Below are 22,892 nucleotides of genomic sequence, written 5' to 3' on the forward strand. Positions count from 1 at the left end.
ATCCCTTCAAAGGGTGTGCACCCCGGTTTCTTTTCAGCAGGTCGGGTCGGGTACGTGGAAGGACAGGCATGACGATCAAGGACACCCCGGAGGAGTGGGAGGTCCGGGCGACGGACACCCCCTTCGTCGGCAACAAGACCTCCGTCCGCACCGACGACGTGGTCATGCCCGACGGCACCGTGGTCGGCCGTGACTACCAGGTCCACCCCGGCTCCGTGGCCGTCCTCGCCCTCGACGAGGCCGACCGCGTCCTGGTCCTGCGCCAGTACCGCCACCCCGTGCGCCACAAGCTGTGGGAGATCCCGGCCGGCCTGCTCGACGTCCCCGGCGAGAACCCGCTGCACGCCGCGCAGCGCGAGCTGTACGAGGAGGCGCACGTCAAGGCCGAGGACTGGCGGGTGCTGACCGACGTCTACACCACCCCCGGCGGCTGCGACGAGGCCGTACGGATCTTCCTCGCCCGCGATCTGTCCGAGGCCGAGGGCGAGCGCTTCGCGGTCGAGGAGGAAGAGGCCGACATGGAACTCGACCGGGTCCCGGTCGAGGACCTCGTGAGGGGCGTGCTCGCCGGCGAACTCCACAACAACTGCCTCGTGGTGGGCGTCCTGTCCCTGGTCGCCGCCCGCGCGGGCAACGGCCTGGACGCACTGCGCCCGGCCCAGGCGCCGTGGCCGGCGCGGCCGTTCGAGGCGTGAGCGCAAGGGGCCGGACGGGGCGTGAAGGGGCTTGAAGGGGCTTGAAATCGCCCTGCCCCTCCGCCCTGCCCCCCTCCTCCCTGCCCCCTCCGCCCTGCCCCTCCAAGCCCCTCCAAGGTGTGAAGATCGGCTGATCCGATCGGGGGATGTGGCCGCCGTACCCGTCGCGCTCCACCCGGAACGTTGCAGAGCGTGAACTAGGCTCTGAGGCACGCCCGAACCGGATTCCCGGCGGGCTTGCGTGCGTGGGACGGGAGTGTGGCCCGTGACGGATCAGGTCGTGGAGACAGGCGACGTGCGGCTGACCGGACACGCTGCCGGCGAGAGTCAGTTCCTGGGCCGCACACGGGAGTTGAAGGAACTGCGCGCCGACATCGAGCGCGCCGGCCTGGACACCCTCGCCGGCCGCAAACCCCCACGCGCGCGTGTACTGCTCATCGCCGGCCGGCCCGGCTCAGGACGCACCGCACTCGCCGAGGAACTCGCACAGCAGGTCGCGGACCGTTACCCGGACGGGGTGCTGCGCGCCCGCCTGACCGACCCCGACGGCACCCCCGTACCCGTCGAGCGCGCGGCCCGCGACCTGCTCGCCGCCCTGGACCGGGAGGCCCCGGCCGGGGCCTGCGGCGACGACCTCACCGACTCTCTGCGCGGCGCCCTGGCCGACCGCCGTGCCCTGCTCCTGCTGGACGACGCGGCCGACGCCGAGCAGGTCGACGCGCTGCTGCCCGACACCCCGGACTGCCTGGTCGTCGCGGTCTCCGAGGGCCCGCTGACCGGCATCTCGGACGTCCGCCCCTGCACGCTGGGCGGCCTGGACGCCAAGTCCGGGGTGGAGCTGCTGTCCCGGCACACCGGCTCGGTCCGCATCACGGTCGACCCCCGGGCCGCCGAGGGACTCGCCGAGGAGTGCCAGGGCCAGCCCGCCGCGCTGATGCTGGCGGGCGGCTGGCTCGCGGCCCGCCCCAAGGCGGCCGTCCTGGACCTCGCCAAGCAACTGCGGACCGACCCCGCCGAGGGGACCGCCCTGAGCCGGGTCTTCCGCCTCGCCTACGATGCCCTGCCCGCCTCCGCCGCGAGGATGCTGCGCCTGCTCGCCCTCGCCCCGGCCGGACTGGTCGACCCGCAGGCCGCCTCCGCGCTCGTCGGCTGCTCGGTGGACAGCGCCCGCACCACGCTGGACGACTTCGTCGCGCTCGGCTTCCTGCACGCGGTGGACTCGCCGCTGCCGCAGTACGAGGTCCCCGGCTGTCTCCACCCGCTGCTCCGCGTCCTCGCCCGGCACCACGAGCGTCCGGCCGACCTCCAGGTGGCCCGTGCCCGCATGCTGGAGCGGACCGTACGGCTGCTCCAGGTCTGCCGTGCCATCACCGAGACCGACAGCCCCCAGGCACGCCAGAAACTCCTCGACATGCCGCGTGCCCTGCGCTTTCCCACTCCCAGGGCGGCCGCCGACTGGCTGCGCCTGACCCGGCCCGCCCTGCTGGCCTCGGCCCGGCTCGCGGTCGGCGACGGGGAGCTGGACACCCTGGCCCGGCGGCTGATGTCCCAGCTGGTGCGGGCGATGGTGGCGCACGTCGGGACCCAGGCGGCCGCGCCCGACCTCTACGAGGTCCACAGCCTGGTCCTCGACGTGGCCGAGCGCCGCGACCTGCCCCGCGAGCGGGCCGCCGCCCTGCTCAACCTCGGAGACCTCGACGCCCGGACCGGCCGTACGGCCGACGCGCTGGTGCGCTACCGGGCCGCGCTGGACGCCGGACGCGAGATCGACGACCCGTACGCGGCCGGACGCGCCATGGAATCCGTAGGCGGCGCGCACCTGGAGCTCGGCGACTACGACCGGGCCGCCGACTGGTTCGGCCGGGCCCTGGTCGAGCGGCTCGCCCGGGACGAGCGTGCCGACGCCGCCCGGCTGTACGGGCGGATCGCCGCCGCCCACACCTTCGCGGGCCGCTACGGCGAGGCCCTGCGGAACTGGCGCGCGGCGATCTCCGGGCACCGCAAGCTCGGCGACGTGGCGGCCCAGGCACGGGCCCTGAGCGAGTTGGCACGGGTCCAGGAGTACGCCGGCCGCCCCGACGAGTCGCTGCGCACCTGCCGGGAGGCCGTGGAATGGGCGCGGCGGGCCGAGGACACGCGGTTGCAGGCCGCGCTGCATCTGCGGGTCGCCGACACCCTCGAACACCTCGGCGACCCCGCGTCGGCCGGGCTGCACCGGGGCGCCGCCGAACGGCTCCTCGGGGAGGTAAACCAGGAAGATGACGCTGACGCCTGCGAAATCCGTACCGCATCCGCTGAAGATTGATGCAATGAAAGGCTAGACAGCGGGAACACCTTCATTAGACTGGCTCTGCCGCACGTTCTCCTGCGGTATCTCCCGGTGTGCCTGTGCGCGGCCGGGTATGCCTAGTAATGCCCCCATACCCTCTGAGCCAAGGACCGTGATCGACGTGAAGGTCGGCATCCCCCGCGAGGTCAAGAACAACGAGTTCCGGGTGGCCATCACCCCCGCCGGCGTGCACGAGCTGGTGCGTCATGGCCACCAGGTCGTCATCGAGCGCGGCGCCGGCACCGGCTCCTCGATCGTGGACGAGGAGTACGTCCTCGCCGGCGCCCGGATCCTGGACACCGCCGACGAGGTGTGGGCCGCCGCCGACCTGCTGCTGAAGGTCAAGGAGCCCATCGCCGAGGAGTACCACCGCCTCCGCAAGGACCAGACGCTCTTCACCTACCTGCATCTGGCCGCCTCCAAGGAGTGCACGGACGCCCTCCTGGAGTCCGGCACCACGGCGATCGCGTACGAGACGGTCGAGCTGCCCAGCCGCGCGCTCCCGCTGCTCGCCCCGATGTCCGAGGTCGCCGGCCGGCTGGCCCCGCAGGTCGGCGCCTACCACCTGATGCGCGCCAACGGCGGCCGGGGCGTGCTGCCCGGCGGTGTCCCCGGCGTCCTGGCCGGCCGGGCCGTCGTCATCGGCGGCGGTGTCTCCGGCTGGCAGGCGGCGCAGATCGCCATCGGCCTGGGCTTCCACGTGACCCTGCTCGACAAGGACGTCAACAAGCTCCGCGAGGCGGACAAGATCTTCGGCACGAAGATCCAGACCGTCGTCTCGAACACCTTCGAGCTGGAGAAGGCCTGCCTGGAGGCAGACCTCGTCATCGGCGCGGTGCTGATCCCCGGCGCCAAGGCCCCGAAGCTGGTCACGAACGAGCTCGTCTCGCGGATGAAGCCCGGAAGTGTCCTTGTCGACATCGCGATCGACCAGGGCGGCTGCTTCGAGGACTCCCGCCCGACCACCCACGCCGAGCCGACCTTCCCGGTCCACGAGTCGGTCTTCTACTGCGTCGCCAACATGCCCGGCGCGGTGCCCAACACCTCCACCTACGCGCTGACCAACGCCACGCTGCCGTACATCGTGGAGCTCGCGAACCACGGCTGGGCGCAGGCGCTGCGCCGCGACCCGGCGCTGGCCCGGGGTCTCAACACGCATGACGGCAAGGTCGTTTACCGCGAGGTCGCCGAGGCCCACGGCGTGGAGCACGTGGAGCTGGCCTCGCTGCTCGTCTGAGTCCGGCGGCCGGTAAATCGGCTAAGTCATCAACCCGTAAAGGCGATACGTCAACACAGGCCGTCAACGCCGCACACCCGGCCGGACCTTGCCCGACAAGGTCCGGCCGGATGTGTGTATGGTCACTTCGCGCTTCTCGAGCAACTCGCCTCGAACGTAACCCTTCAACCGATTCGCACACCGGTGAAACCTGCCGTGCGACGGCCGTACGCCCTTGACAGCGGGATGTTTCATTGCCGACACATCGGGCCGGGTCCGGCGGATTGTGTTGCTGCGGACGCCCGACACGCCATAGAGTCGCCAACCGTCGGCATGGTGCCACGCTGACCTGTCTAGAAGTTTCCTGGTCACCAAGGAGGTAAGACGACTTGTGAATGAGTCGACATTTACTCCCGGGGGTGGCCAACCAGGAATGCCTGCACGGGACCAGGAGCCCGCGGGATTCGCGGCTGTCGGCTCCGTCGCTGTGCGCACCTTCGCAGCCCACCAGAGTCAGCAGGCGACTCACACAGCACACCAGAAGATGGATGGCCATCACGTGAACGCCATGGCCGGCGGCGGAAGTGGCGCGCCCCACAACCAACTCGCCGACTACGACGAACTGCCCGAGGGGCACTTCTACGACCCCGACGCGGAGTACGAGCCCGACCCCGAGTACGCGGCCACTCTCGCGCCCGACGCGGCCAGACAGCGCCGGGAGCGCATCGGTCCGACCGGGCGCCCGCTGCCGTACTTCCCGATCCCGGGCCCGCTGGGCGACCACGGTCCCGCGAAGATCATCGCGATGTGCAACCAGAAGGGCGGCGTCGGCAAGACGACGTCGACCATCAACCTGGGAGCCGCGCTCGCGGAGTACGGACGCCGGGTCCTGCTCGTGGACTTCGACCCGCAGGGCGCGCTGTCGGTCGGTCTCGGCGTCAACCCGATGGAACTCGACCTCACCGTCTACAACCTGCTCATGGAGCGGGGCATGGCGGCCGACGAGGTGCTGCTGAAGACGGCGGTCCCCAACATGGACCTGCTGCCCAGCAACATCGACCTGTCGGCGGCCGAGGTCCAGCTGGTCTCCGAGGTCGCCCGCGAGTCGACACTGCAGCGCGCCCTGAAGCCGCTGCTGCCCGACTACGACTTCATCGTCATCGACTGCCAGCCCTCGCTCGGCCTGCTCACGGTCAACGCCCTGACGGCCGCGCACAAGGTGATAGTGCCGTTGGAGTGCGAGTTCTTCGCGCTGCGCGGTGTGGCGCTGCTGACGGAGACCATCGAGAAGGTCCAGGAGCGGCTCAACCCGGAGCTGGAGCTCGACGGGATCCTCGCCACGATGTACGACTCGCGCACCGTGCACAGCCGTGAGGTGCTCGCGCGTGTCGTCGAGGCGTTCGACGACCACGTCTACCACACGGTCATCGGGCGCACGGTCCGTTTCCCGGAGACCACGGTCGCCGGTGAGCCGATCACCACGTACGCCTCCAACTCCGTCGGTGCCGCCGCCTATCGCCAGCTCGCCAGGGAGGTGCTCGCCCGGTGTCACGCCGAGTGAGTCTGCCGGGGGCCGACGAACTCTTCCGTACGACAGGGGGGATGGGGCTGCAGTCGTCCTCGCCCAGGCGCCAGGTCAACGGCGACGCCCGGGTGCCCGCTCCGGCGGGTGAGGGCGACGCGGCGGCGGGCGCTGAGGACGCGCCGCAGTCGGTGCCCGCACAGGGCGGCGACGGCGAGGGCGCCGAGCATGTGGCGGCGGACGCGGAGTCGGCCGATGCCGGGGAGTCCCGCAGCCGCTCCGCGGCCGCGGAGCGCTCCGGCTCCGGGCGGCGCCAGGCGGCGCAGGAAGGTTCTGCCGCCGCGGGCGCGGCGCCGCGCAAGCGCGGACGGGCGGCCGCGCGCCGCCCCAGCGGCCGTGAGCGGCACGACGAGAAGATCACCGTGTACGTGTCCGCCGAGGAACTCATGGATCTGGAGCACGCCCGTCTCGTGCTCCGCGGCGAGCACGGCCTGGCGGTCGACCGCGGCCGCATCGTCCGCGAGGCGGTCGCCGTGGTCCTCGCCGACCTGGAGACCCGCGGAGACGCCAGCATCCTCGTACGACGCCTGCGCGGGCGGTAACGGTAGCCTGCGGGGGCTATGACCTCGAACGCTTCCCCTCCACCCGCCGACGGCCCGAACGGCCGTCGGCGCGCGTTGGGGCGGGGGCCGGGCGCTCCGCGGGTGGAGCCGGAGCCGCCACCGCCGTCTCCTGCGGAGGCGTGGCCCGAGGCCGCGCCGCCCGAGCCCGTGGCACCGGCTGAGCCGGCAGTGGCGGAGGCCACGGCGCCGGCGGCCGAGCAGGTGGAGCCCGCCGAGGCCGCGGAGGCTGTCGAGCCCACGGAAGCTGTCGCAACGGCGCGGCCCGTTGAGCCGGTGGCGCCCGTCGAGGCGGGCGTGGCGGCGGTGGCTGGTTCGGCTGCGGTGGTTGTCGAGGCGCCGGTTGCGGCGGGGATTCGGGTCCCGGTCGCGGCGGAGGCAGGGTCCGTCGAGCCGACTGCGGGGTCCGAGGCCTCGGGCGACGCCGGTGACGGGGTCTTCAAGGTTCGGCTCGCCAACTTCGAAGGTCCCTTCGATCTGCTGCTGCAGTTGATCTCCAGGCACAAGCTGGACGTCACCGAGGTCGCGCTGTCGAAGGTGACCGATGAGTTCATGGCGTACATCCGGGCGCTGGGGCCGGACTGGGATCTGGACGAGACGACCGAGTTCCTCGTCGTCGCGGCCACGTTGCTCGATCTGAAGGCGGCACGGCTGCTGCCCGCCGCCGAGGTGGAGGACGAGGGCGATCTGGCGCTGCTCGAAGCCCGGGATCTGCTGTTCGCCCGGCTGCTCCAGTACCGCGCGTACAAGCGGATCGCGGACATCTTCAGCGGGCGGCTCGACGACGAGGCCCGGCGCTATCCGCGTACCGTCGGGCTCGAACCGCAGCATGCCGAGCTGCTGCCCGAGGTCGTCATCAGCATCGGGGCGGAAGGGTTCGCCAAGCTCGCCGTGAAGGCGATGCAGCCCAAGCCCAGGCCGCAGGTGTACGTCGACCACATCCACGCCCCGCTGGTCAGCGTGCAGGAACAGGCCCAGATCGTCGTGGCCCGGCTCAGAGAGCTCGGCGAGGTCAGCTTCCGGGCGCTCGTCGAGGACACCGACGACACCCTCACCGTCGTGGCCCGCTTCCTCGCCCTGCTGGAGCTGTACCGCGAGAAGGCCGTGGAGCTGGAGCAGGAGGCCGCGCTGGGCGAGCTGCTCGTGCGGTGGACCGGCGGGGACGGGGACGAGGCACCGACCGTCACCGACGAGTTCGACCGGCCGCCCGAGCCGCCGAAGGAGGAGAAACCGGCGTGAGTGAAGAAATCAGCGAGATCCCGGCCGGGCCGCGTACCGTCGCCGACCTCGATCTCAAGCCCGCTCTGGAGGCCGTCCTGATGGTCGTGGACGAGCCCGCGACCGAGGAGCACCTCGCGAAGATCCTCGACCGGCCGCGCCGCCAGATCACGGACGCGCTGCGCGCGCTGGCCGACGAGTACACGGTCCAGGGGCGCGGCTTCGAACTGCGGTTCGTCGCGAACGGCTGGCGTTTCTACACCCGCGCCGAGTACGCCCCCGCCGTCGAGCGCTTCGTGCTGGACGGCCAGCAGGCCCGCCTCACCCAGGCCGCCCTGGAGACCCTGGCCGTCGTCGCGTACCGGCAGCCGGTCAGCCGCAGCCGGGTCTCGGCCGTGCGCGGAGTCAACTGCGACGGCGTCATGCGGACCCTCCTGCAACGGGGTCTGGTCGAGGAGGCGGGCACGGAACCCGAAACAGGTGCGATCCTGTACACGACGACGAACTACTTCCTGGAGCGGATGGGCCTGCGCGGTCTGGACGAGCTCCCGGAGCTCGCGCCCTTCCTCCCGGAGGCGGAGGCGATCGAGGCCGAGACCCAGGAGGGCGTACCGTCGTTCGACCCGGACGCGCCTGATGACGACGTGCCGGGCCGCCCGGTGAACCCGGGTACCGACGACGAAGACGACCAGACGGAACTTTGATGCGAAGCAGCGGCAGGAACGGCGGAAACGGCGGGCGCGGCAATCACCGCGGCGCCGGCAACAACAGGGATGACAAGCAGGGGCAGGGCCGCCCCAGCAAGCCCCGCCCCGAGGAGCGCCGCTACGACGTGGGCCCAGGGGCGACGAAGGACGGGCCCAAGTCCGGGCGCGGCGGTGCGGCGCGCGGCGGTGCCAAGGGCGGTCCCAAGCAGCCCCAGCAGCGTGGGCGTACGGCTCCGGCGCGCCCTCGTGAGTACGAGGCGCAGATCGAGGAGCGCAACCGCGACCGGTACGCCGGGAAGAAGGACGTCAAGCTGCCCAAGACCTTCCCGGGCGCCGAGCAGGAGGGCGAGCGGCTCCAGAAGGTGCTCGCACGCGCGGGCTTCGGCTCCCGGCGCGCCTGTGAGGAGCTGATCGAGGAAGCCCGGGTCGAGATCAACGGCGAGATCGTCCTGGAACAGGGTCGGCGCGTCGACCCGGAGAAGGACGAGATCAAGGTCGACGGGCTCACCGTCGCCACGCAGCGCTTCCAGTTCTTCTCGCTGAACAAGCCCGCCGGTGTCGTGTCGACGATGGAGGACCCGGAGGGCCGGCAGTGCCTCGGTGACTACGTCACCAACCGCGAGACCCGGCTCTTCCACGTCGGCCGGCTCGACACCGAGACCGAGGGTGTCATCCTGCTCACCAACCACGGCGAGCTGGCGCACCGGCTGACCCACCCGAAGTACGGCGTGAAGAAGACCTACCTCGCGCACATCGTCGGCCCCATCCCTCGCGACCTCGGCAAGCAGCTCAAGGACGGCATCCAGCTGGAGGACGGCTACGCGCGCGCGGACCACTTCCGGGTCGTCCAGCAGACCGGCAAGAACTACCTCGTCGAGGTCACCCTCCACGAGGGCCGCAAGCACATCGTGCGGCGGATGCTCGCGGAGGCCGGTTTCCCGGTCGACAAGCTGGTGCGGGTCGCCTTCGGGCCGATCACCCTGGGCGACCAGAAGTCGGGCTGGCTGCGGCGGTTGTCCAACACCGAGGTCGGCATGCTGATGCAGGAAGTCGATCTCTAGGCTGGTGCGGACACTCCGCACGCTGTGAGTTCCCCACGCCCCGAAGGGCGCGGGGAACGGAAGGACTCCTGCAGATGGCCACGCTCGTCCACAAGCAAGCCGCCACCGGAACGCTCACAGGCCTCGCGCTTGGGGACGCGCTCGGCTATCCGACCGAGTTCAGCCTGGTGGACAGGATCGTCGCCAGATTCGGTCCGTGGCGGCAGCTGGAGCTGCCGACGCCGGCGCTGGTCACCGACGACACGCAGATGACACTGGCGCTCGGCAGGGGCGTACGGGCGGCGATGGACCGGGGCGTGCTGGAGCCCGAGGGGATGGCCGAGGCCGTGCGGCAGGAGTTCATCGCCTGGAACCGCTCGCCCGAGAACAACCGCGCCCCCGGCAACACCTGCCTGCGGGCCTGCCGCCTGCTGGAGCACACGGACCGCCCCTGGCAGGACGCCAGCCAGATCCAGTCCAAGGGCTGCGGCGCCAACATGCGCGTCGCGCCCCTGGGTGTGATCCAGGGCCTGAGCGACGAACAGCGCGCGGGCGCCGCCCAGTTGCAGTCCGCCCTCACCCACGGGCACCCCACCGCGCTCGCCGCGTCCGACCTCACCGCGCACGCCGTACGACTGCTCGCGACGGGTGCCGAGCCGGGCGAGCTGATCGGCCTGCTCCGTTCGTACGCCTTGGAGAACCGCAGCCACTACCATGAGAGCTGGCTCGGCGACCTGTGGACCCGGGCCAAGGCTCCGACGCCCGAGCAGTTCATCGCGCTCGGCTGGGACGAGTGTCTGGCCATCCTCGACCGCCTCCGGCACGCCGTGGGAACCGTCTCGCCCGAGGACGACCCGTGCCTGGCCACCGGCGAGGGCTGGATCGCGGAGGAGGCCCTGGCGACCGGGCTGCTGTGCTTCCTGCTCTTCCCCGACGAGCCGGTGACGGCCCTGCGCCGCGCCGCCTGCACCGCCGGCGACTCCGACTCGATCGCCTGCCTGGCGGGCGCCTTCGCCGGCGCGTACCTGGGGGCCGAGGTCTGGCCGGCCGAGTGGGCCGGCCGTATCGAGTACCGCAGCGACCTGCTGACCCTCGGGGCGCTCTGGGACGCGTGAGTCCTAGCGGCCCGGGTCCGTCCGCAGGGCCGAGGCCCTGCGGACGCGGACGAGGAAGTCCTCCACGCGCTCCCGGTCCGGTTCGGCCGGGAGCGGGCTGCGCGTGGCGGCCTCGGCGGTCTCCGCTTCCAGGCGGGTCATCCAGGACTCGACGCCGGACCAGGGCACCTCGCCGCGCTTCACCGCGAGCAGCGGCTCACGCTGGTCACCGACATCGACCGTGAGCGTGCCCGTGCGCAGCGCGTCGCGGGCGCTGATGAGCAAGCGCAGCAGATGCATCGCGTGCTTCCAGCGCGGGGCGCCGTGGGTACGGACATCGGCCTCCAGCTTGCGGCGCTGGCCGTACGCGTACCGCGTGAACGTCACGTGGACCCGCCGGGAGAGGAACGCCTCCCGCAGGGCCAGGAGCTCGCGGCCCGTGTCGTCGGCGTACTGCACGAGCGGGGAGTGCAGGCACTCCAGGATGTTCGGATTGGCACGCAGGGCCAGCTCGCAGAAGCGCTCCAGCTCCCAGCTGAACTGCTCCTCGGCCGGGCCCTCGACGTGCGTCGGAGGCTTGTCGAGGCGCCAGAACAGAGGCGTGGGAGCCAGGAACACGCCACGGCGGTCGGTGTCGCTGCCGTCCGTCGCAAGACCGAAGGCGCGGGAGCCCATCACGCAGGCGTAGATCGTATGGTCGCGTATCAGGTGATCGGGCCGCATGCCCGGGAGAGTACGCGGACTCTCACGTGAGGCGGACCGAGTTTCCCTCCACGGTGATCTGCTCGGCCGGCAGGGCGCGGGTCGCCGGGCCATGGGCCACCGCGCCGTCGGCGATGCGGAACTTGCTGCCGTGGCAGGGGCAGTTGATCGTGCCGTCGGAGACCGTCGTCACCAGGCAGCGCTGGTGGGTGCAGATGGCCGAGAACCCCTTGAACCGACCCTGCTCCGGCTGGGTCACCACGACCTCCTCGTTCTTGAAGATCTTGCCGCCGCCGACCGGGATCTCGTCGGTGGAGGCCAGCTCCTGACCGGCGGGGGCGTCCGTAGTCTCCTTGCCGGTGGGGGAGACCGTCGACGTGGAGCCGTTGTCGCCGCCGTCCCCGCCGCAGGCCGCGACCAGCGCCACCGCGCCTGTCGCGCCCGTCGCGAGGAGAACCGTCCGGCGCGTGGTGTCGTACGTCATGTCGTCACTCCGAAAGTGCCAAAACGGAAGAAAAGGGACTTTTCTGAATCTTGGCACTGAAAATACCCAAGGAATAGTAATTCCGGTGTCTCATCGGGCGGGCGCCGCGCATCCCGTTCGCGCGGGCTGACTAGGCTGGACGGACGTAGAGCGACACGCACGTCAGCAAGGAGCAGCGCCGTGGCGGTACGAGCGGTCCGGGGGGCCGTCCAACTCGAGCGGGACGAAGCCGGGCACATGGACGAGCGGGTCGGAGCCCTGCTCACGGCGATCCTGGAGCGCAACGAACTCGCGGCCGACGACCTGATCAGCATCTGGTTCACGGCCACGCCCGACCTGCACAGCGATTTCCCGGCGGCCGCCGCCCGCAAGCTCGGCATCGTCGACGTACCGCTGATCTGCGCCCAGGAACTCGACATCGAGGGCGCCATGCCCCGGGTCGTCCGGGTTCTCGCGCACATCGAGTCCGACCGGCCCCGGGCCGGTATCGCCCACGTCTACCTCGGCGCCGCGGCCGCCCTGCGCAAGGACATCGCCCAGTGAGAACCGCACTCGTCATCGGCACCGGCCTCATCGGTACGTCCGCCGGCCTGGCCCTGTCCCAGCGGGGCGTCACGGTGCACCTCGCCGACCCGAACCCGGAGCAGGCCCGCACGGCGGCCGCGCTCGGGGCCGGTACCGACGAGGCGCCGGACGGGCCCGTCGACCTCGCGATCGTCGCCGCCCCGCCCGCCCACGTGGCGGACGTGCTCGCCGACGCCATGCTCCGCGGAGCGGCGCGCGGCTACCTGGACGTCGCCAGCGTCAAGGGCGGGCCGCGCCGCGAGCTGGAGGCACGCGGCCTCGACCTGACCGCCTACATCGGCACGCACCCCATGTCGGGCCGGGAGAAGTCCGGCCCGCTGGCCGCGACCGGGGATCTCTTCGAGGGCCGGCCCTGGGTGCTGACCCCGACCCGGGACACCGACACCGAGGTGCTGAACCTCGCCCTGGAACTGGTCTCGCACTGCCGTGCCGTGCCGGTGGTGATGGACGCCGACGCCCACGACCGTGCCGTCGCCCTCGTCTCCCACATGCCCCACCTGGTGTCCAGCCTGGTCGCCGCGCGTCTGGAGAACGCCGAGGAGGCGGCCGTACGGCTGTGCGGGCAGGGCATCCGGGATGTGACGCGGATCGCCGCGTCCGACCCCCGGATGTGGATCGACATCCTCTCCGCCAACCCCGGGCCGGTCGCCGACCTGCTCACGGACGTCGCCGGTGACCTGGAGGAGACCGTGCGGGCCCTGCGCGCCCTGCAGTCCACCGACGACCACAAGCGCCGCGAGGGCAGCACCGGCATCGAGGACGTCCTGCGGCGCGGCAACGCGGGGCAGATCCGCGTCCCCGGCAAGCACGGCTCCGCCCCGCGGGTCTACGAGGTCGTGGCGGTGCTCATCGACGACCAGCCGGGACAGCTGGCCCGGATCTTCGCGGACGCGGGCATGGCCGGCGTCAACATCGAGGACGTACGGATCGAGCACGCGACCGGGCAGCAGGCCGGTCTGGTGCAGCTGATGGTGGAGCCGAAGGCGGCACCCGTGCTGAGTGCCGCGCTGCGCGAGCGGGGCTGGGCGATCCGGCAGTAGTGCATCCTGGACGTGGCTGGCCGACGCGCGGCCGGACGAGTGACCCGCACCCAGTAACCTTGTGCGGGGCAGTCGCGCCCTCACCCCCGCCAGCCCGGTTCAGGAAGGTCTCCACTGTGGAAAGCCCCACGCCCGTGATTGTCGCCATCGACGGCCCCTCCGGCACGGGCAAGTCGAGCACCTCGAAGGCCGTGGCGGCGCAGCTCGGGCTGAGCTACCTGGACACCGGCGCCCAGTACCGGGCGATCACCTGGTGGATGGTGAGCAACGGCATCGACATCGACGACCCCGCCGCCATCGCCGCCGCGACCGGCAAGCCGGAGATCGTCTCGGGCACCGACCCGCAGGGCCCGACCATCACCGTCGACGGCGTCGACGTGGCCGGCCCGATCCGCACCCAGGAGGTCACCTCCAAGGTCAGCGCGGTCAGCGCGGTGTCCGACGTGCGGGCCCGGATCACCGAGCTGCAGCGCACGATCGCCGCCTCAGCGGAGAACGGCATCGTGGTCGAGGGCCGTGACATCGGCACGACCGTGCTGCCCGACGCCGACCTGAAGATCTTCCTCACCGCCTCCCCGGAGGCGCGTGCCGCCCGCCGCAGCGGCGAGCTGAAGGGCTCCGACGTCCACTCCACCCGTGAGGCCCTGATCAAGCGGGACGCGGCAGACTCCAGCCGCAAGACCTCGCCGCTCGCCAAGGCCGGCGACGCGGTCGAGGTGGACACCACCGAGCTCACGCTGGCCCAGGTCATCGAGTGTGTCGTCACCCTCGTCGAGGAGAAGCGGGCAGGGAAGTGACCGAGCTGCCTTCGGCGCGGAGCGCCGAGGTCGGGCGGCGCATCGGCGTCGGCCTGATGTACGGGCTGTGGAAGCCGCGCGTGCTCGGCGCCTGGCGGGTGCCGGTGACCGGCCCGGTGATCCTCGCCGTCAACCACTCCCACAACATCGACGGCCCGATGGTCATGGGCGTGGCGCCCCGGCCGACGCACTTCCTGATCAAGAAGGAGGCGTTCGTCGGCCCGCTCGACCCGTTCCTGACCGGCATCGGCCAGCTGAAGGTGGACCGCGACACCACCGACCGCACGGCGATCACCCGGGCGCTCGGCGTGCTGGAGAACGGCGGCGTGCTCGGCATCTTCCCCGAGGGCACCCGGGGCGAGGGCGACTTCGCCTCGCTGCGCGCCGGGCTCGCGTACTTCGCGGTGCGCGGCGGCGCCCCGATCGTGCCGGTCGCCGTGCTGGGAAGCACCGACAGGCGCGGACGGTTGATAAAGGGGCTGCCCCCGCTGCGCTCGCGCGTCGACGTCGTCTTCGGCGAGCCCTTCGACGCGGGCGACGGCAGCGGGCGCCGTACGCGCAAGGCGCTGGACGAGGCCACCGGCCGCATCCAGAAGCAGCTCGCCGCCCACCTGGAAAACGCCAGGCGCCTCACCAGGCGCTAGGCAACACTGAGTAGTGGATCAGCCCGGAAGACAGCGGGTACTCCACCGACCACCAAGATGAACGACGAGGTACGGACTTCATGAACGACCACATCCAGCCCGACGGCTCGGCCCCGCACGAGCACGACCACGGGGCGCTCGGCGACGTCGAGTACGCGGAGTTCATGGAGCTCGCCGCGGAGGAGGGCTTCGCCCCCGAGGACGTCGAGGGCGCGATCGAGGAGGCCGGGCACGGCCCGCTGCCGGTGCTCGCCGTGGTCGGCCGGCCCAATGTCGGCAAGTCGACTCTCGTGAACCGCATCATCGGACGCCGTGAGGCGGTCGTCGAGGACAAGCCGGGTGTCACCCGCGACCGGGTGACGTACGAGGCCGAGTGGGCGGGCCGCCGCTTCAAGGTCGTCGACACCGGCGGCTGGGAGCAGGACGTCCTCGGCATCGACGCCTCCGTGGCCGCCCAGGCCGAGTACGCCATCGAGGCCGCCGACGCGGTCGTCTTCGTCGTCGACGCCAAGGTCGGCGCCACCGACACCGACGAGGCCGTCGTACGACTGCTGCGCAAGGCCGGCAAGCCGGTCGTGCTGTGCGCCAACAAGGTGGACGGCCCCAGCGGCGAGGCCGACGCGGCGTACCTGTGGTCGCTGGGCCTGGGGGAGCCGTACCCCGTCTCGGCGCTGCACGGCCGGGGCACCGGCGACATGCTGGACCAGGTGCTGGAGGCGCTGCCCGAGGCCCCGCGCGAGGCGTTCGGCCCGGGCGGTATCGGCGGGCCGCGCCGCATCGCGCTGATCGGCCGCCCGAACGTCGGTAAGTCCTCGCTGCTGAACAAGGTGGCGAACGAGGAGCGCGTCGTCGTCAACGAGCTGGCGGGCACCACCCGTGACCCGGTCGACGAGCTGATCGAACTCGGCGGCGTCACCTGGAAGTTCGTCGACACGGCGGGCATCCGCAAGCGCGTCCACCTCCAGCAGGGCGCCGACTACTACGCCTCGCTGCGCACGGCCGCCGCCGTCGAGAAGGCGGAGGTCGCCGTCATCCTCATCGACGCCGCCGAGTCGATCTCGGTGCAGGACCAGCGGATCGTCACCATGGCCGTGGAGGCGGGCCGCGCGATCGTCGTCGCCTTCAACAAGTGGGACACCCTCGACGAGGAGCGCCGCTACTACCTGGAGCGGGAGATCGAGACCGAGCTCGGCCAGGTGGCGTGGGCCCCGCGGGTGAACGTCTCGGCGCGCACCGGGCGCCACATGGAGAAGCTGGTCCCGGCGATCGAGACGGCCCTGGCGGGCTGGGAGACCCGGGTCCCGACGGGCCGGCTGAACGCCTTCCTCGGTGAGCTGGTCGCCGCCCACCCGCACCCGGTCCGGGGCGGCAAGCAGCCGCGCATCCTGTTCGGCACGCAGGCGGGCACCAAGCCGCCGCGGTTCGTGCTGTTCGCCTCCGGCTTCATCGAGGCGGGCTACCGGCGCTTCATCGAGCGCCGTCTGCGCGAGGAGTTCGGCTTCGAGGGCACGCCGATCCACATCTCGGTGCGGGTGCGCGAGAAGCGCGGCGCGAAGAAGAAGTAACGCGAAACGGTGGAAGGGCGGCCCCCGCGGGGGCCGCCCTTCCACCGTTTCGGTGCTCGCTCAGACGCCGCTTCGTGGTACCGGCGGCAGGGCGGCCGGCACATAGTGCATCGCCGTGCCGTGTGCGCTGACGGTCCCGACGCGCTGCCAGTGCGGCTGGTGTCCGGCGGCATGCCGGGCGCTCTGGGCCCCCGCGCTGTACGCACTGTACGAGCTGCCGTACGAATAGCTGTACGAGCCCGTACTGTGCGGGATGGTCCCGAAGGCGGTGAACCCCAGCTTTTCCTCGCCGCTGCGGTCGCCGGGCAGTGCGCGGAAGGACTTGACGTACTCGGCGTAGAGCGCGTCGTAGATCGGCGTGGCCGATGGGCTGCCCTGGGAGTCCTGAGCCGACCGCGCGGAGGGGATCGACGAGTAGGACTGGCGGCGTGAAACGTCGTATGCGTGCACGTATGTCCAAACGACCCCGCGGGTCAAGGGATGCGGCCCGCGTACGGCTTTCGCGGGTGTGGGGGCCGTGCGGGTGACCCGCGGGCTCAGGTGCCGGCCAGCGGCAGGGCCGCGCCGACCAGCTTTCCGGTCGCCGCCGCCTTGTCCAGGGCGTCCCGCATCAGGTCCTCGCGCGGCTGATGGCCGATCGAGCCGACGGGCGCGGCGAACATCAGTACCTGCTGGTGCTTGTTGGCGGCCGCGCGCCAGGGGTCGGTCACCTGGAGCGGCTGGTGCGCCTGCCACCAGGCCACCGGCTGTCCGCCGTTGCTGCCGGGCTGGAGCACCGCGTGCAGCTGGCCCACAGCGAGCAGCACCGACCAGCCGTGCAGCACCGGCGGTACGGCGGACAGGTCGGTCAGCGGCATGAAGCCCTGCTCGATGAGCAGCGGCAGGAAGTCGTCACCGGAGCCGGTCGCGCCGGGCCGGGCGACGGGCACGGTCGGCTCCACCACCAGGGCCGGGTGCAGTTCCCCGGCGATCAGGACGAGCCCGCTGGTCACGCCGAGCACCGCCGGCTCGGGCGCCGTCTGGTCGGACACCATGCCGCCGGTGTCGCCGGCGATGGACTTCACGGCGCCCCGGAGCTGCTCCTCGGTCACCTGGACGACCTGCGAGGGCAGGCAGCCGGAGTGGGCGAAGGCGAGGACGGCGGTCTCGTCCCCGATGAAGAGGACGGTGCTGGTGCGCTCCTGCTCGGAGTCGCCCGGAGTGCGGCAGGACGTGCAGTCGTAACTGCCCGGGGCGGTCTCTCCGGCGAGCAGACGGTCTGCTTCTTCGTCGCCGATCTCGGCGCGTACCTCGTCGCTGACGTCGAGCATGCGCGGCACGGGGGGCTCCCTCGGGGATGCGGTGCGTGGCAAAGCCGGGTGGCTCCCGGCCCGTGGTCCGGGTAGGCCCCGGCTCATGAAGAAGACAACGGGCGATCTGTGGCGGGAGTCACGCCCCAGGGCGAACGGAATCGAACCAACCGGCGCGCAGGGTCACGTTCGGCACGGAATCGCGCACTCACGGTCAAGTCCCTTGATTGTAAAGGGCGTTGAAGTGGTGAGGTGGGTCACATGCCACTCAGCCGGTTGGTCGACAAATCATGAAATCCAGGAATGAAGTGGGTGTCCGGAAATTGCCGTTACCCGAGGTATCGGTGAACTGGCCTGGAGTGACGGGCCCCTGGTTGATGACAGGCCGTCAACTCCTTAGATTCCTCCGCCGTGTGCAGCGAGCACCGCTCGGGTACGTCAGCCGGCCGCACGGTTCTCCGGAACCGCGCAGCACCACCACCGGCGGGCGGGGCGAGCGCGATCCACGTGCCCCATGGCGCGTGGAGTGGCGTTCCGCCTTGGGGGACCCCGGGTGTTTCGAGAGGGAACTACATGTCCGAATGTGCCGATATCACCCGCGACAACGCTCGGAAGAACCCGGTTCGTACGACGGCGGTCCTCGCCGGGGCGGCGTTGCTCGCCCCCCTCGGACTGCTGGCGGCGACCGGCAACGCCGCGGCGGCTGACAGCGGAGTGTGGGACCGCATCGCCCAGTGCGAGAGCGGCGGCAACTGGCACATCAACACCGGCAACGGCTACTACGGCGGACTCCAGTTCGCCCCCTCGACCTGGAGCGCCTACGGCGGCACGGCCTACGCGGCCACCGCCGACCAGGCGAGCAAGTCCCAGCAGATCGCCGTCGCCACCAAGGTCCAGCGCGCCCAGGGCTGGGGCGCCTGGCCGACCTGCTCGGCTCGCGCCGGGGCGAGCGGAAGCGCACCCGCGGCCTCCGCCGCCGACCCGGTCGCCTCCAGGCCCGCTCCGGAGAAGCAGTGGAAGGCGCCGGAGCGTTCCGCACCACACCCGAACCGCAGCACGTCCCGCGGCGACTACACCGTCCGCGAGGGCGACACCCTGAGCGGCGTCGCCGCCCGGCACGGGACCACCTGGCAGCGCCTCTACGCCGCCAACAAGTCAGCCATCGGCGGTGATCCCCACATGATCGTGCCCGGCCTGCGCCTCGACATCTGAGCCGCTGTTCCACCTCGCCGGAACAAGGGGTCCCGTCCGGTCGCTCGACCGGGCGGGACCTTGTCGTGCCGGGCGCCGGCCGTCGGTCATCGCCTGAGCTCGCCCGCCTCCCCGGCGAACACGACCGACCCGCGGCGCAGTTCGTAGACGATCGCGGGCCGGTCCCGCAGATCGGGCGGCAGCCGCTGCTCGGCGATCACCACGCACGCGTCGAGCGCGCTCAGCAGCTCGTACGTCCGGGCCGCGACCGCGGGCGACATGCCCTGGGCGGGCTCGTCGACGAGCACCACGCGCGCGCGTGCCAGCAAGGCCCGGGACAGCGCGAGCATGCGCTGCTCCCCGCCGGAGAGGGTGCCGGCGCGCCGCTCAAGCAAGGGACGCAGCTGCGGATAGGCGTCGAGGGCCGGGGCATGGTCCGGGGCGGCGAGTCCGAGGTTCTCGCGCACGCTGAGCGAGCCGAACACGGCCTGCCGCTCCGGCACCAGGCACAGCCCGCGCCGGGCCCGCTCGTACGCCGGTACGCGGGTCACGTCGGCGCCGTCCCACACCACCGCCCCGCCCGACAGGGGCACGGTGCCGGCCAGCGCGCGCAGGACGGTCGTGCGGCCGGAGCCGTTGCGGCCCAGCAGGACGGTGAGGCCGGGGCCGGGCGCCGCGAGGGTGACGCCGTGCAGGGCCTCCAGCGGGCCGTAGCGCACGCGCGCGTGGCGCAGGGAGATCGTCGTCATCGGCCGGCCGCCGTTCCCAGGGCGTCCAGGACGCGCTCGGGCGGACCGGAGGCGACGATCCGGCCCGCGGTCATCACGTGCACGACATCGGCGAGGCCCGCGACCAGGTCCAGGTCGTGCTCGACGACGAGCAGGGCCGTGCCGTCTGCGGCCAGGGCCTTCAGGACCCGGGCCAGGGCGGCCACTTCGGCGCTGTCGAGGCCGGCGGCGGGCTCGTCGAGCAGCAGCACGCGGGGGCCGCCCGCGAGGACCCGGGCCAGCTCCACGCGGCGCAGTGTCCCGGTGGGCAGCCCGGCGGCGGGCAGCGCCCGCACCGGCCCGTCCAGCCCGAGCAGCCTGAGCGTCCGCTCCACCGCGCCCGGGTCGCTCACCCGGCCCTGCTCGGCGCCCACCCGGACGTTCTCGGCCACGGTCAGCGACGGGAAGACGGCCAGTTGCTGGAACGTCCGTGCGACACCGAGCCGGGTCCGGGCGTGAGCGGGCAGCCCGGTGATGTCCCGCCCGCCGAGCCACACGGCCCCGCGCGCGGGGCGCAGCGTCCCGGCCAGACAGTGGAACAGGGTGCTCTTCCCCGCCCCGTTGGGGCCCACGACGGCGGTGATCCGGCCGGGGGAGAGGGCCAGGTCGACTCCGTCGAGCGCGGTGAAGCCGCCGTAGCGGGCGTGGAGGTGACGGGCGGTGAGGAGGGGAGCGGCGGGGGCCGTGGCGGTCGGGCCCGAAGGCGGTGGGGTGGCGCGGACGGGCGCCGCCGCGCGCGGCCGGCCGGCCGGCGGGCGGCTACCGTCGCCAGGCAGGCGGTGGGGTGCCCGGCCCGACGGGCCGCGTCCTGAGCCGCTCTCGCCGTTCCCGTGCTCGCGCCGCCCGGCCGCACCCGTGCCCTCCGCCCTCCGTGCCACGCGCGTCGCCCCCGTCGGTACCGGCGCGCTCCGGGCCGTACGCGGCTCCGCCGGGCGCAGCAGCGCGCGGGCCCGGGCACCCACCGGTGTCAGGGCCGGGGTGCGGCGCAACCGCAGGAGTTCCGCCGCCGTACGCAGGGCCTCGTAGGGGCCGCCGGGGAAGCGGCCCACGAGGATCGCCAGGACGCCGATCAGCGCCGCGGCGACACCGCCCCGGGTGCCCGCGTCCAGGCCGACCAGGAGGGCTGCGGCGGCGAGGGCGCCGAGGGTGCTGTCGGCGCCCAGCACCACGACCGCCGCGAACCACAGCAGGCCGCGCACCGGGTCGTACGCGGCGGCGTCGAAGGCGCGCAGGCCCATGCCGAGCATGCCGCCGCCCAGCGCGGCCAGCGCGGCGCCCGCGACGAAGGCCAGCAGCTTGAGGGACGGCACCTGGACGCCCGCCGCCTGCGCGCCCCGCTCGTGGTCCCGCATGGCCGCGAGGGCCCGGCCCGTCCGCCCCCGGCGCAGGGCGTGCGTCGCCAGCAGCGCGACCGCCAGCAGGAGCAGCTCCAGGACGTAGTAGGCACGGTCCCCGTCGAAGCCCGCCGGGCGGCCCAGCGACAGGCCCGACGTGGCGTACGGCTGGGCGAAGACGAAGCGGCTCACTCCCACGCCGACCGCGAAGGTCGCGAGCGCCAGCGCCAGGCCCCGGCGGCCGATCGCCGGCCAGCCGGTGAGCAGGCCGAGCGGCGCCACCAGGACGACCGCCACCGCGAGGGCCGCCAGCTCCGGCAGGCGGGGCAGCCCCGGGAAGCGGCCGGCCGCCAGCAGCGCGGTGAACAGGGCGCCCAGACCCGCGTACGCCGCCTGGCCCAGCGAGATCTGGCCGCCCCGGCCGGTGACCACCACCAGGGACAGCAGGATCACGGCCAGCGCCGGCACCTGGACCGAGGTGTGCAGGTCACGGCCGGCCAGGCCCAGCGGCAGCAGGAACAGCACGGCCGCCACGATCCACGCGCCGGGCGGTGTCGGGACCCGGGCGGTGGCGGTGCGCGGCAGCGCGTCCCGGGTGCCCACGCCCGGCAGCACCAGGGCCGCGATCAGCAGCGCGACGACGAACAGGTTCGTGCCGACGGCCTGGAGCAGCGGCTCGCCCCAGCCCGACGGATGCAGCCGCGTCAGCTGGCTCTGCGCCACCCCGATGGCCAGCGCCACCACCACCGCGACCGGCAGGCTCCGCATCCGCGCGGCCACCGCGACCGCCACGACCTCCATCACGAGCAGCGGCAGCCCGTACGGGTCGAGACGCACGTACGGCGCCAGCAGCACGCCCGTCAGGCCCGCCGTGAAGGAGCCGAACGCCCAGCCAGCGGCCGCGACCCGGTCCGCGTCGATGCCGCCCAGCACGGCGAGCTGCCGGTCGTCGACCACGGCCCGCAGCTCCCGCCCGAACCGCGTCCGGCGGACCACTACCGCGACCCCGGCGGCCAGCACCAGCACCACCGCCAGCTGCCCCCACGGCTCGTCAGGCACCAGCTCCGGCGCGTCCTCCCGCGCCCCCTGCCCCCACAGCAGCGCCGCCCCGCCCACCAGCAGCACGAACACCCCGATGGACGCCACCAGCGTCTGCGCCGGGTCACCGCCGAGGACGGCCAGCGGCCGGAAGACGAACCGTTCCAGCACGACCCCCAGCCCCGGCGCCAGCACCAGCAGGGTCACCGTGGCCCCGAGCCACAGCGGCCAGCCCCACTCGACCACGCACTGCCGCAGCACATACGCGCACACCATCGCGATCGCGCCGTGCGCGAAGTTGAGCACGCCGGTCGCGCGGTACGTCACGATCAGGCCGATCCCGGTCAGCGCCGCCGCGCTGCCGACCGAGAGGCCGGCCAGGGTGAGGTCGTACGTCAGCGAGGACATCGGCCGGGCTCAGTCGGTTTCCCCGGTGGGCTCGCAGATCGGGCAGGGGCCCAGTTCACCGCTCGCCACCAGCTTGGAGTCGACCGGGACCGCCTCCGCCCTGCCCGCGACCAGCGGACAGTCCGCGCGGTGCCACAGCGTGCCGCCCGGCACCATCAGCTGCTCGCCGCTGACCGCGAGCGGCGCGAGGGAGGCCTGCCCGGTCTCGGCGCGCCCCTGAGGGCCGTCGGGTCCGGCGGCCACCAGCAGGCCGTACAGCTCCTCCACGCGCGCGGCGGCGATCGAGCCCCGGCCGTGGGCCAGCAGCACCGCCCCGGAGACGATCAGCGCCGCGCCGGGGACCGTGCAGGAGGCGAGGTAGGGGAGCTGCCGTTCCGCGAAGCGCTCGCCGGAGACGCCGTACCAGCCGACGACGCACAGCACCGCGCCCGCGGCCAGCGCGGCCCAGCCGGCCCACAGGACGGGATGCACGGTCCGCAGTCGGCTTGTCCGCATCGCTGGCTCCCACACGTCGGTTCGGCTGTGTGCTGGCTGCCTGTTCAAGTCCGGCGATCGCTTGCACTATGCCCTGTGGAAGCTGACCCTGAAAGCACCGGGCGCACATGGC

Annotated in this window: 22 protein-coding genes; 15 read left to right on the top strand and 7 right to left on the bottom strand. The window is 72.6% G+C overall.

Annotated features, from left to right (window positions below; all coding sequences use genetic code 11):
• Positions 1-68 precede the first annotated feature (68 nt).
• The 9 genes from ACZ58V_RS34970 to ACZ58V_RS35010 all read left to right on the top strand — a co-directional run bounded on the left by ACZ58V_RS34970 (position 69) and on the right by ACZ58V_RS35010 (position 10,462).
• Entirely contained in the window at positions 69-695 is a 627-nt protein-coding gene (locus tag ACZ58V_RS34970; protein ID WP_382590621.1) for an NUDIX domain-containing protein, read from the top strand.
• 265 nt (positions 696-960) lie between these two features.
• On the top strand, positions 961-3,000 hold the full coding sequence (locus ACZ58V_RS34975; protein ID WP_468197104.1) for a tetratricopeptide repeat protein: 2,040 nt from the start codon (positions 961-963) through the stop codon (positions 2,998-3,000).
• 136 nt (positions 3,001-3,136) lie between these two features.
• Positions 3,137-4,261, top strand: a complete 1,125-nt coding sequence (gene ald / locus ACZ58V_RS34980) for an alanine dehydrogenase (protein ID WP_468197107.1) — start codon at positions 3,137-3,139, stop codon at positions 4,259-4,261.
• 412 nt (positions 4,262-4,673) lie between these two features.
• Positions 4,674-5,801, top strand: a complete 1,128-nt coding sequence (locus tag ACZ58V_RS34985) for a ParA family protein (RefSeq protein ID WP_215122371.1) — start codon at positions 4,674-4,676, stop codon at positions 5,799-5,801.
• Entirely contained in the window at positions 5,798-6,364 is a 567-nt protein-coding gene (locus tag ACZ58V_RS34990; RefSeq protein ID WP_468197495.1) for a hypothetical protein, read from the top strand. Before ACZ58V_RS34985 ends, ACZ58V_RS34990 begins: the two co-directional genes overlap by 4 nt.
• An 18-nt stretch (positions 6,365-6,382) precedes the next feature.
• Positions 6,383-7,621, top strand: coding sequence for a segregation and condensation protein A (locus ACZ58V_RS34995; RefSeq protein WP_471295185.1), 1,239 nt, complete (start codon positions 6,383-6,385; stop codon positions 7,619-7,621).
• A complete protein-coding gene (scpB, locus tag ACZ58V_RS35000) occupies positions 7,618-8,304 on the top strand; it encodes an SMC-Scp complex subunit ScpB (RefSeq protein ID WP_468197112.1) in 687 nt (228 codons plus the stop codon). Before ACZ58V_RS34995 ends, scpB begins: the two co-directional genes overlap by 4 nt.
• Complete coding sequence (locus ACZ58V_RS35005) at positions 8,304-9,368, top strand: pseudouridine synthase (RefSeq protein ID WP_189731127.1); 1,065 nt, start codon at positions 8,304-8,306, stop codon at positions 9,366-9,368. The genes scpB and ACZ58V_RS35005 overlap by 1 nt, the downstream gene beginning before the upstream one ends.
• Before the next feature lie 74 nt (positions 9,369-9,442).
• Positions 9,443-10,462, top strand: coding sequence for an ADP-ribosylglycohydrolase family protein (locus ACZ58V_RS35010; RefSeq protein WP_471295188.1), 1,020 nt, complete (start codon positions 9,443-9,445; stop codon positions 10,460-10,462).
• Between the two features lie 3 nt (positions 10,463-10,465).
• On the opposite strand, the gene ACZ58V_RS35015 is transcribed toward ACZ58V_RS35010, so the two are convergent.
• Complete coding sequence (locus tag ACZ58V_RS35015; protein WP_471295190.1) at positions 10,466-11,164, bottom strand: nucleotidyltransferase domain-containing protein; 699 nt, start codon at positions 11,162-11,164, stop codon at positions 10,466-10,468.
• Between the two features lie 22 nt (positions 11,165-11,186).
• The gene (locus tag ACZ58V_RS35020; RefSeq protein ID WP_471295191.1) at positions 11,187-11,627 is read right to left on the bottom strand and encodes a Rieske (2Fe-2S) protein; all 441 of its coding nucleotides are present in this window, start codon (positions 11,625-11,627) and stop codon (positions 11,187-11,189) included.
• Positions 11,628-11,807: 180 nt separating this feature from the next.
• On the opposite strand from ACZ58V_RS35020, the gene aroH reads away from it, so the two are divergent.
• The 5 genes from aroH (at position 11,808) to der (ending at position 16,258) form a co-directional block, all read left to right on the top strand.
• Complete coding sequence (gene aroH, locus ACZ58V_RS35025; protein WP_468197122.1) at positions 11,808-12,170, top strand: chorismate mutase; 363 nt, start codon at positions 11,808-11,810, stop codon at positions 12,168-12,170.
• Entirely contained in the window at positions 12,167-13,252 is a 1,086-nt protein-coding gene (locus ACZ58V_RS35030; protein ID WP_468197124.1) for a prephenate dehydrogenase, read from the top strand. The genes aroH and ACZ58V_RS35030 overlap by 4 nt, the downstream gene beginning before the upstream one ends.
• A 116-nt stretch (positions 13,253-13,368) precedes the next feature.
• Complete coding sequence (gene cmk, locus ACZ58V_RS35035) at positions 13,369-14,049, top strand: (d)CMP kinase (protein ID WP_471295193.1); 681 nt, start codon at positions 13,369-13,371, stop codon at positions 14,047-14,049.
• A complete protein-coding gene (locus ACZ58V_RS35040; protein WP_468197127.1) occupies positions 14,046-14,693 on the top strand; it encodes a lysophospholipid acyltransferase family protein in 648 nt (215 codons plus the stop codon). Before cmk ends, ACZ58V_RS35040 begins: the two co-directional genes overlap by 4 nt.
• 80 nt (positions 14,694-14,773) lie before the next feature.
• Positions 14,774-16,258: a ribosome biogenesis GTPase Der gene (gene der, locus ACZ58V_RS35045; protein ID WP_468197129.1), complete on the top strand. Its 1,485-nt coding sequence runs from the start codon at positions 14,774-14,776 to the stop codon at positions 16,256-16,258.
• 60 nt (positions 16,259-16,318) lie between these two features.
• On the opposite strand, the gene ACZ58V_RS35050 is transcribed toward der, so the two are convergent.
• Both ACZ58V_RS35050 and ACZ58V_RS35055 read right to left on the bottom strand, forming a co-directional pair.
• A complete protein-coding gene (locus ACZ58V_RS35050) occupies positions 16,319-16,708 on the bottom strand; it encodes a hypothetical protein (protein WP_468197131.1) in 390 nt (129 codons plus the stop codon).
• A gap of 86 nt (positions 16,709-16,794) precedes the next feature.
• Complete coding sequence (locus ACZ58V_RS35055; protein ID WP_468197134.1) at positions 16,795-17,577, bottom strand: hypothetical protein; 783 nt, start codon at positions 17,575-17,577, stop codon at positions 16,795-16,797.
• 543 nt (positions 17,578-18,120) lie between these two features.
• Between ACZ58V_RS35055 and ACZ58V_RS35060 the strand changes: the two genes are divergently transcribed.
• A complete protein-coding gene (locus ACZ58V_RS35060; protein WP_471295197.1) occupies positions 18,121-18,759 on the top strand; it encodes a LysM peptidoglycan-binding domain-containing protein in 639 nt (212 codons plus the stop codon).
• A gap of 86 nt (positions 18,760-18,845) precedes the next feature.
• On the opposite strand, the gene ACZ58V_RS35065 is transcribed toward ACZ58V_RS35060, so the two are convergent.
• Genes ACZ58V_RS35065 through ACZ58V_RS35075 form a run of 3 tightly spaced genes read right to left on the bottom strand, consistent with a single transcriptional unit; the run spans position 18,846 to position 22,780 of the window.
• Positions 18,846-19,487 (bottom strand): ATP-binding cassette domain-containing protein, encoded by a 642-nt coding sequence (locus ACZ58V_RS35065; protein WP_471295199.1) that lies wholly within the window; start codon positions 19,485-19,487, stop codon positions 18,846-18,848.
• Positions 19,484-22,285, bottom strand: coding sequence for an ABC transporter permease subunit (locus tag ACZ58V_RS35070; protein ID WP_471295201.1), 2,802 nt, complete (start codon positions 22,283-22,285; stop codon positions 19,484-19,486). The genes ACZ58V_RS35065 and ACZ58V_RS35070 overlap by 4 nt, the downstream gene beginning before the upstream one ends.
• A 9-nt stretch (positions 22,286-22,294) precedes the next feature.
• Positions 22,295-22,780: a hypothetical protein gene (locus ACZ58V_RS35075; protein ID WP_471295203.1), complete on the bottom strand. Its 486-nt coding sequence runs from the start codon at positions 22,778-22,780 to the stop codon at positions 22,295-22,297.
• Between the last annotated feature and the right edge of the window lie 112 nt (positions 22,781-22,892).

The sequence above is a fragment of the Streptomyces sp. NPDC040589 genome, from assembly GCF_055594445.1.

Bases quoted from the DNA above. Each gene is read 5' to 3' on its own strand.
- ACZ58V_RS34970 (WP_382590621.1), top strand. From the start codon at position 69: ATGACGATCAAGGACACCCCGGAGGAGTGGGAGGTCCGGGCGACGGAC.
- ACZ58V_RS34985 (WP_215122371.1), top strand. From the start codon at position 4,674: ATGCCTGCACGGGACCAGGAGCCCGCGGGATTCGCGGCTGTCGGCTCC.
- ACZ58V_RS34995 (WP_471295185.1), top strand. From the start codon at position 6,383: ATGACCTCGAACGCTTCCCCTCCACCCGCCGACGGCCCGAACGGCCGT.
- ACZ58V_RS35005 (WP_189731127.1), top strand. From the start codon at position 8,304: ATGCGAAGCAGCGGCAGGAACGGCGGAAACGGCGGGCGCGGCAATCAC.
- ACZ58V_RS35010 (WP_471295188.1), top strand. From the start codon at position 9,443: ATGGCCACGCTCGTCCACAAGCAAGCCGCCACCGGAACGCTCACAGGC.
- ACZ58V_RS35015 (WP_471295190.1), bottom strand. From the start codon at position 11,164: ATGCGGCCCGATCACCTGATACGCGACCATACGATCTACGCCTGCGTG.
- ACZ58V_RS35020 (WP_471295191.1), bottom strand. From the start codon at position 11,627: ATGACGTACGACACCACGCGCCGGACGGTTCTCCTCGCGACGGGCGCG.
- der (WP_468197129.1), top strand. From the start codon at position 14,774: ATGAACGACCACATCCAGCCCGACGGCTCGGCCCCGCACGAGCACGAC.
- ACZ58V_RS35060 (WP_471295197.1), top strand. From the start codon at position 18,121: ATGTCCGAATGTGCCGATATCACCCGCGACAACGCTCGGAAGAACCCG.
- ACZ58V_RS35065 (WP_471295199.1), bottom strand. From the start codon at position 19,487: ATGACGACGATCTCCCTGCGCCACGCGCGCGTGCGCTACGGCCCGCTG.
- ACZ58V_RS35070 (WP_471295201.1), bottom strand. From the start codon at position 22,285: ATGTCCTCGCTGACGTACGACCTCACCCTGGCCGGCCTCTCGGTCGGC.
- ACZ58V_RS35075 (WP_471295203.1), bottom strand. From the start codon at position 22,780: ATGCGGACAAGCCGACTGCGGACCGTGCATCCCGTCCTGTGGGCCGGC.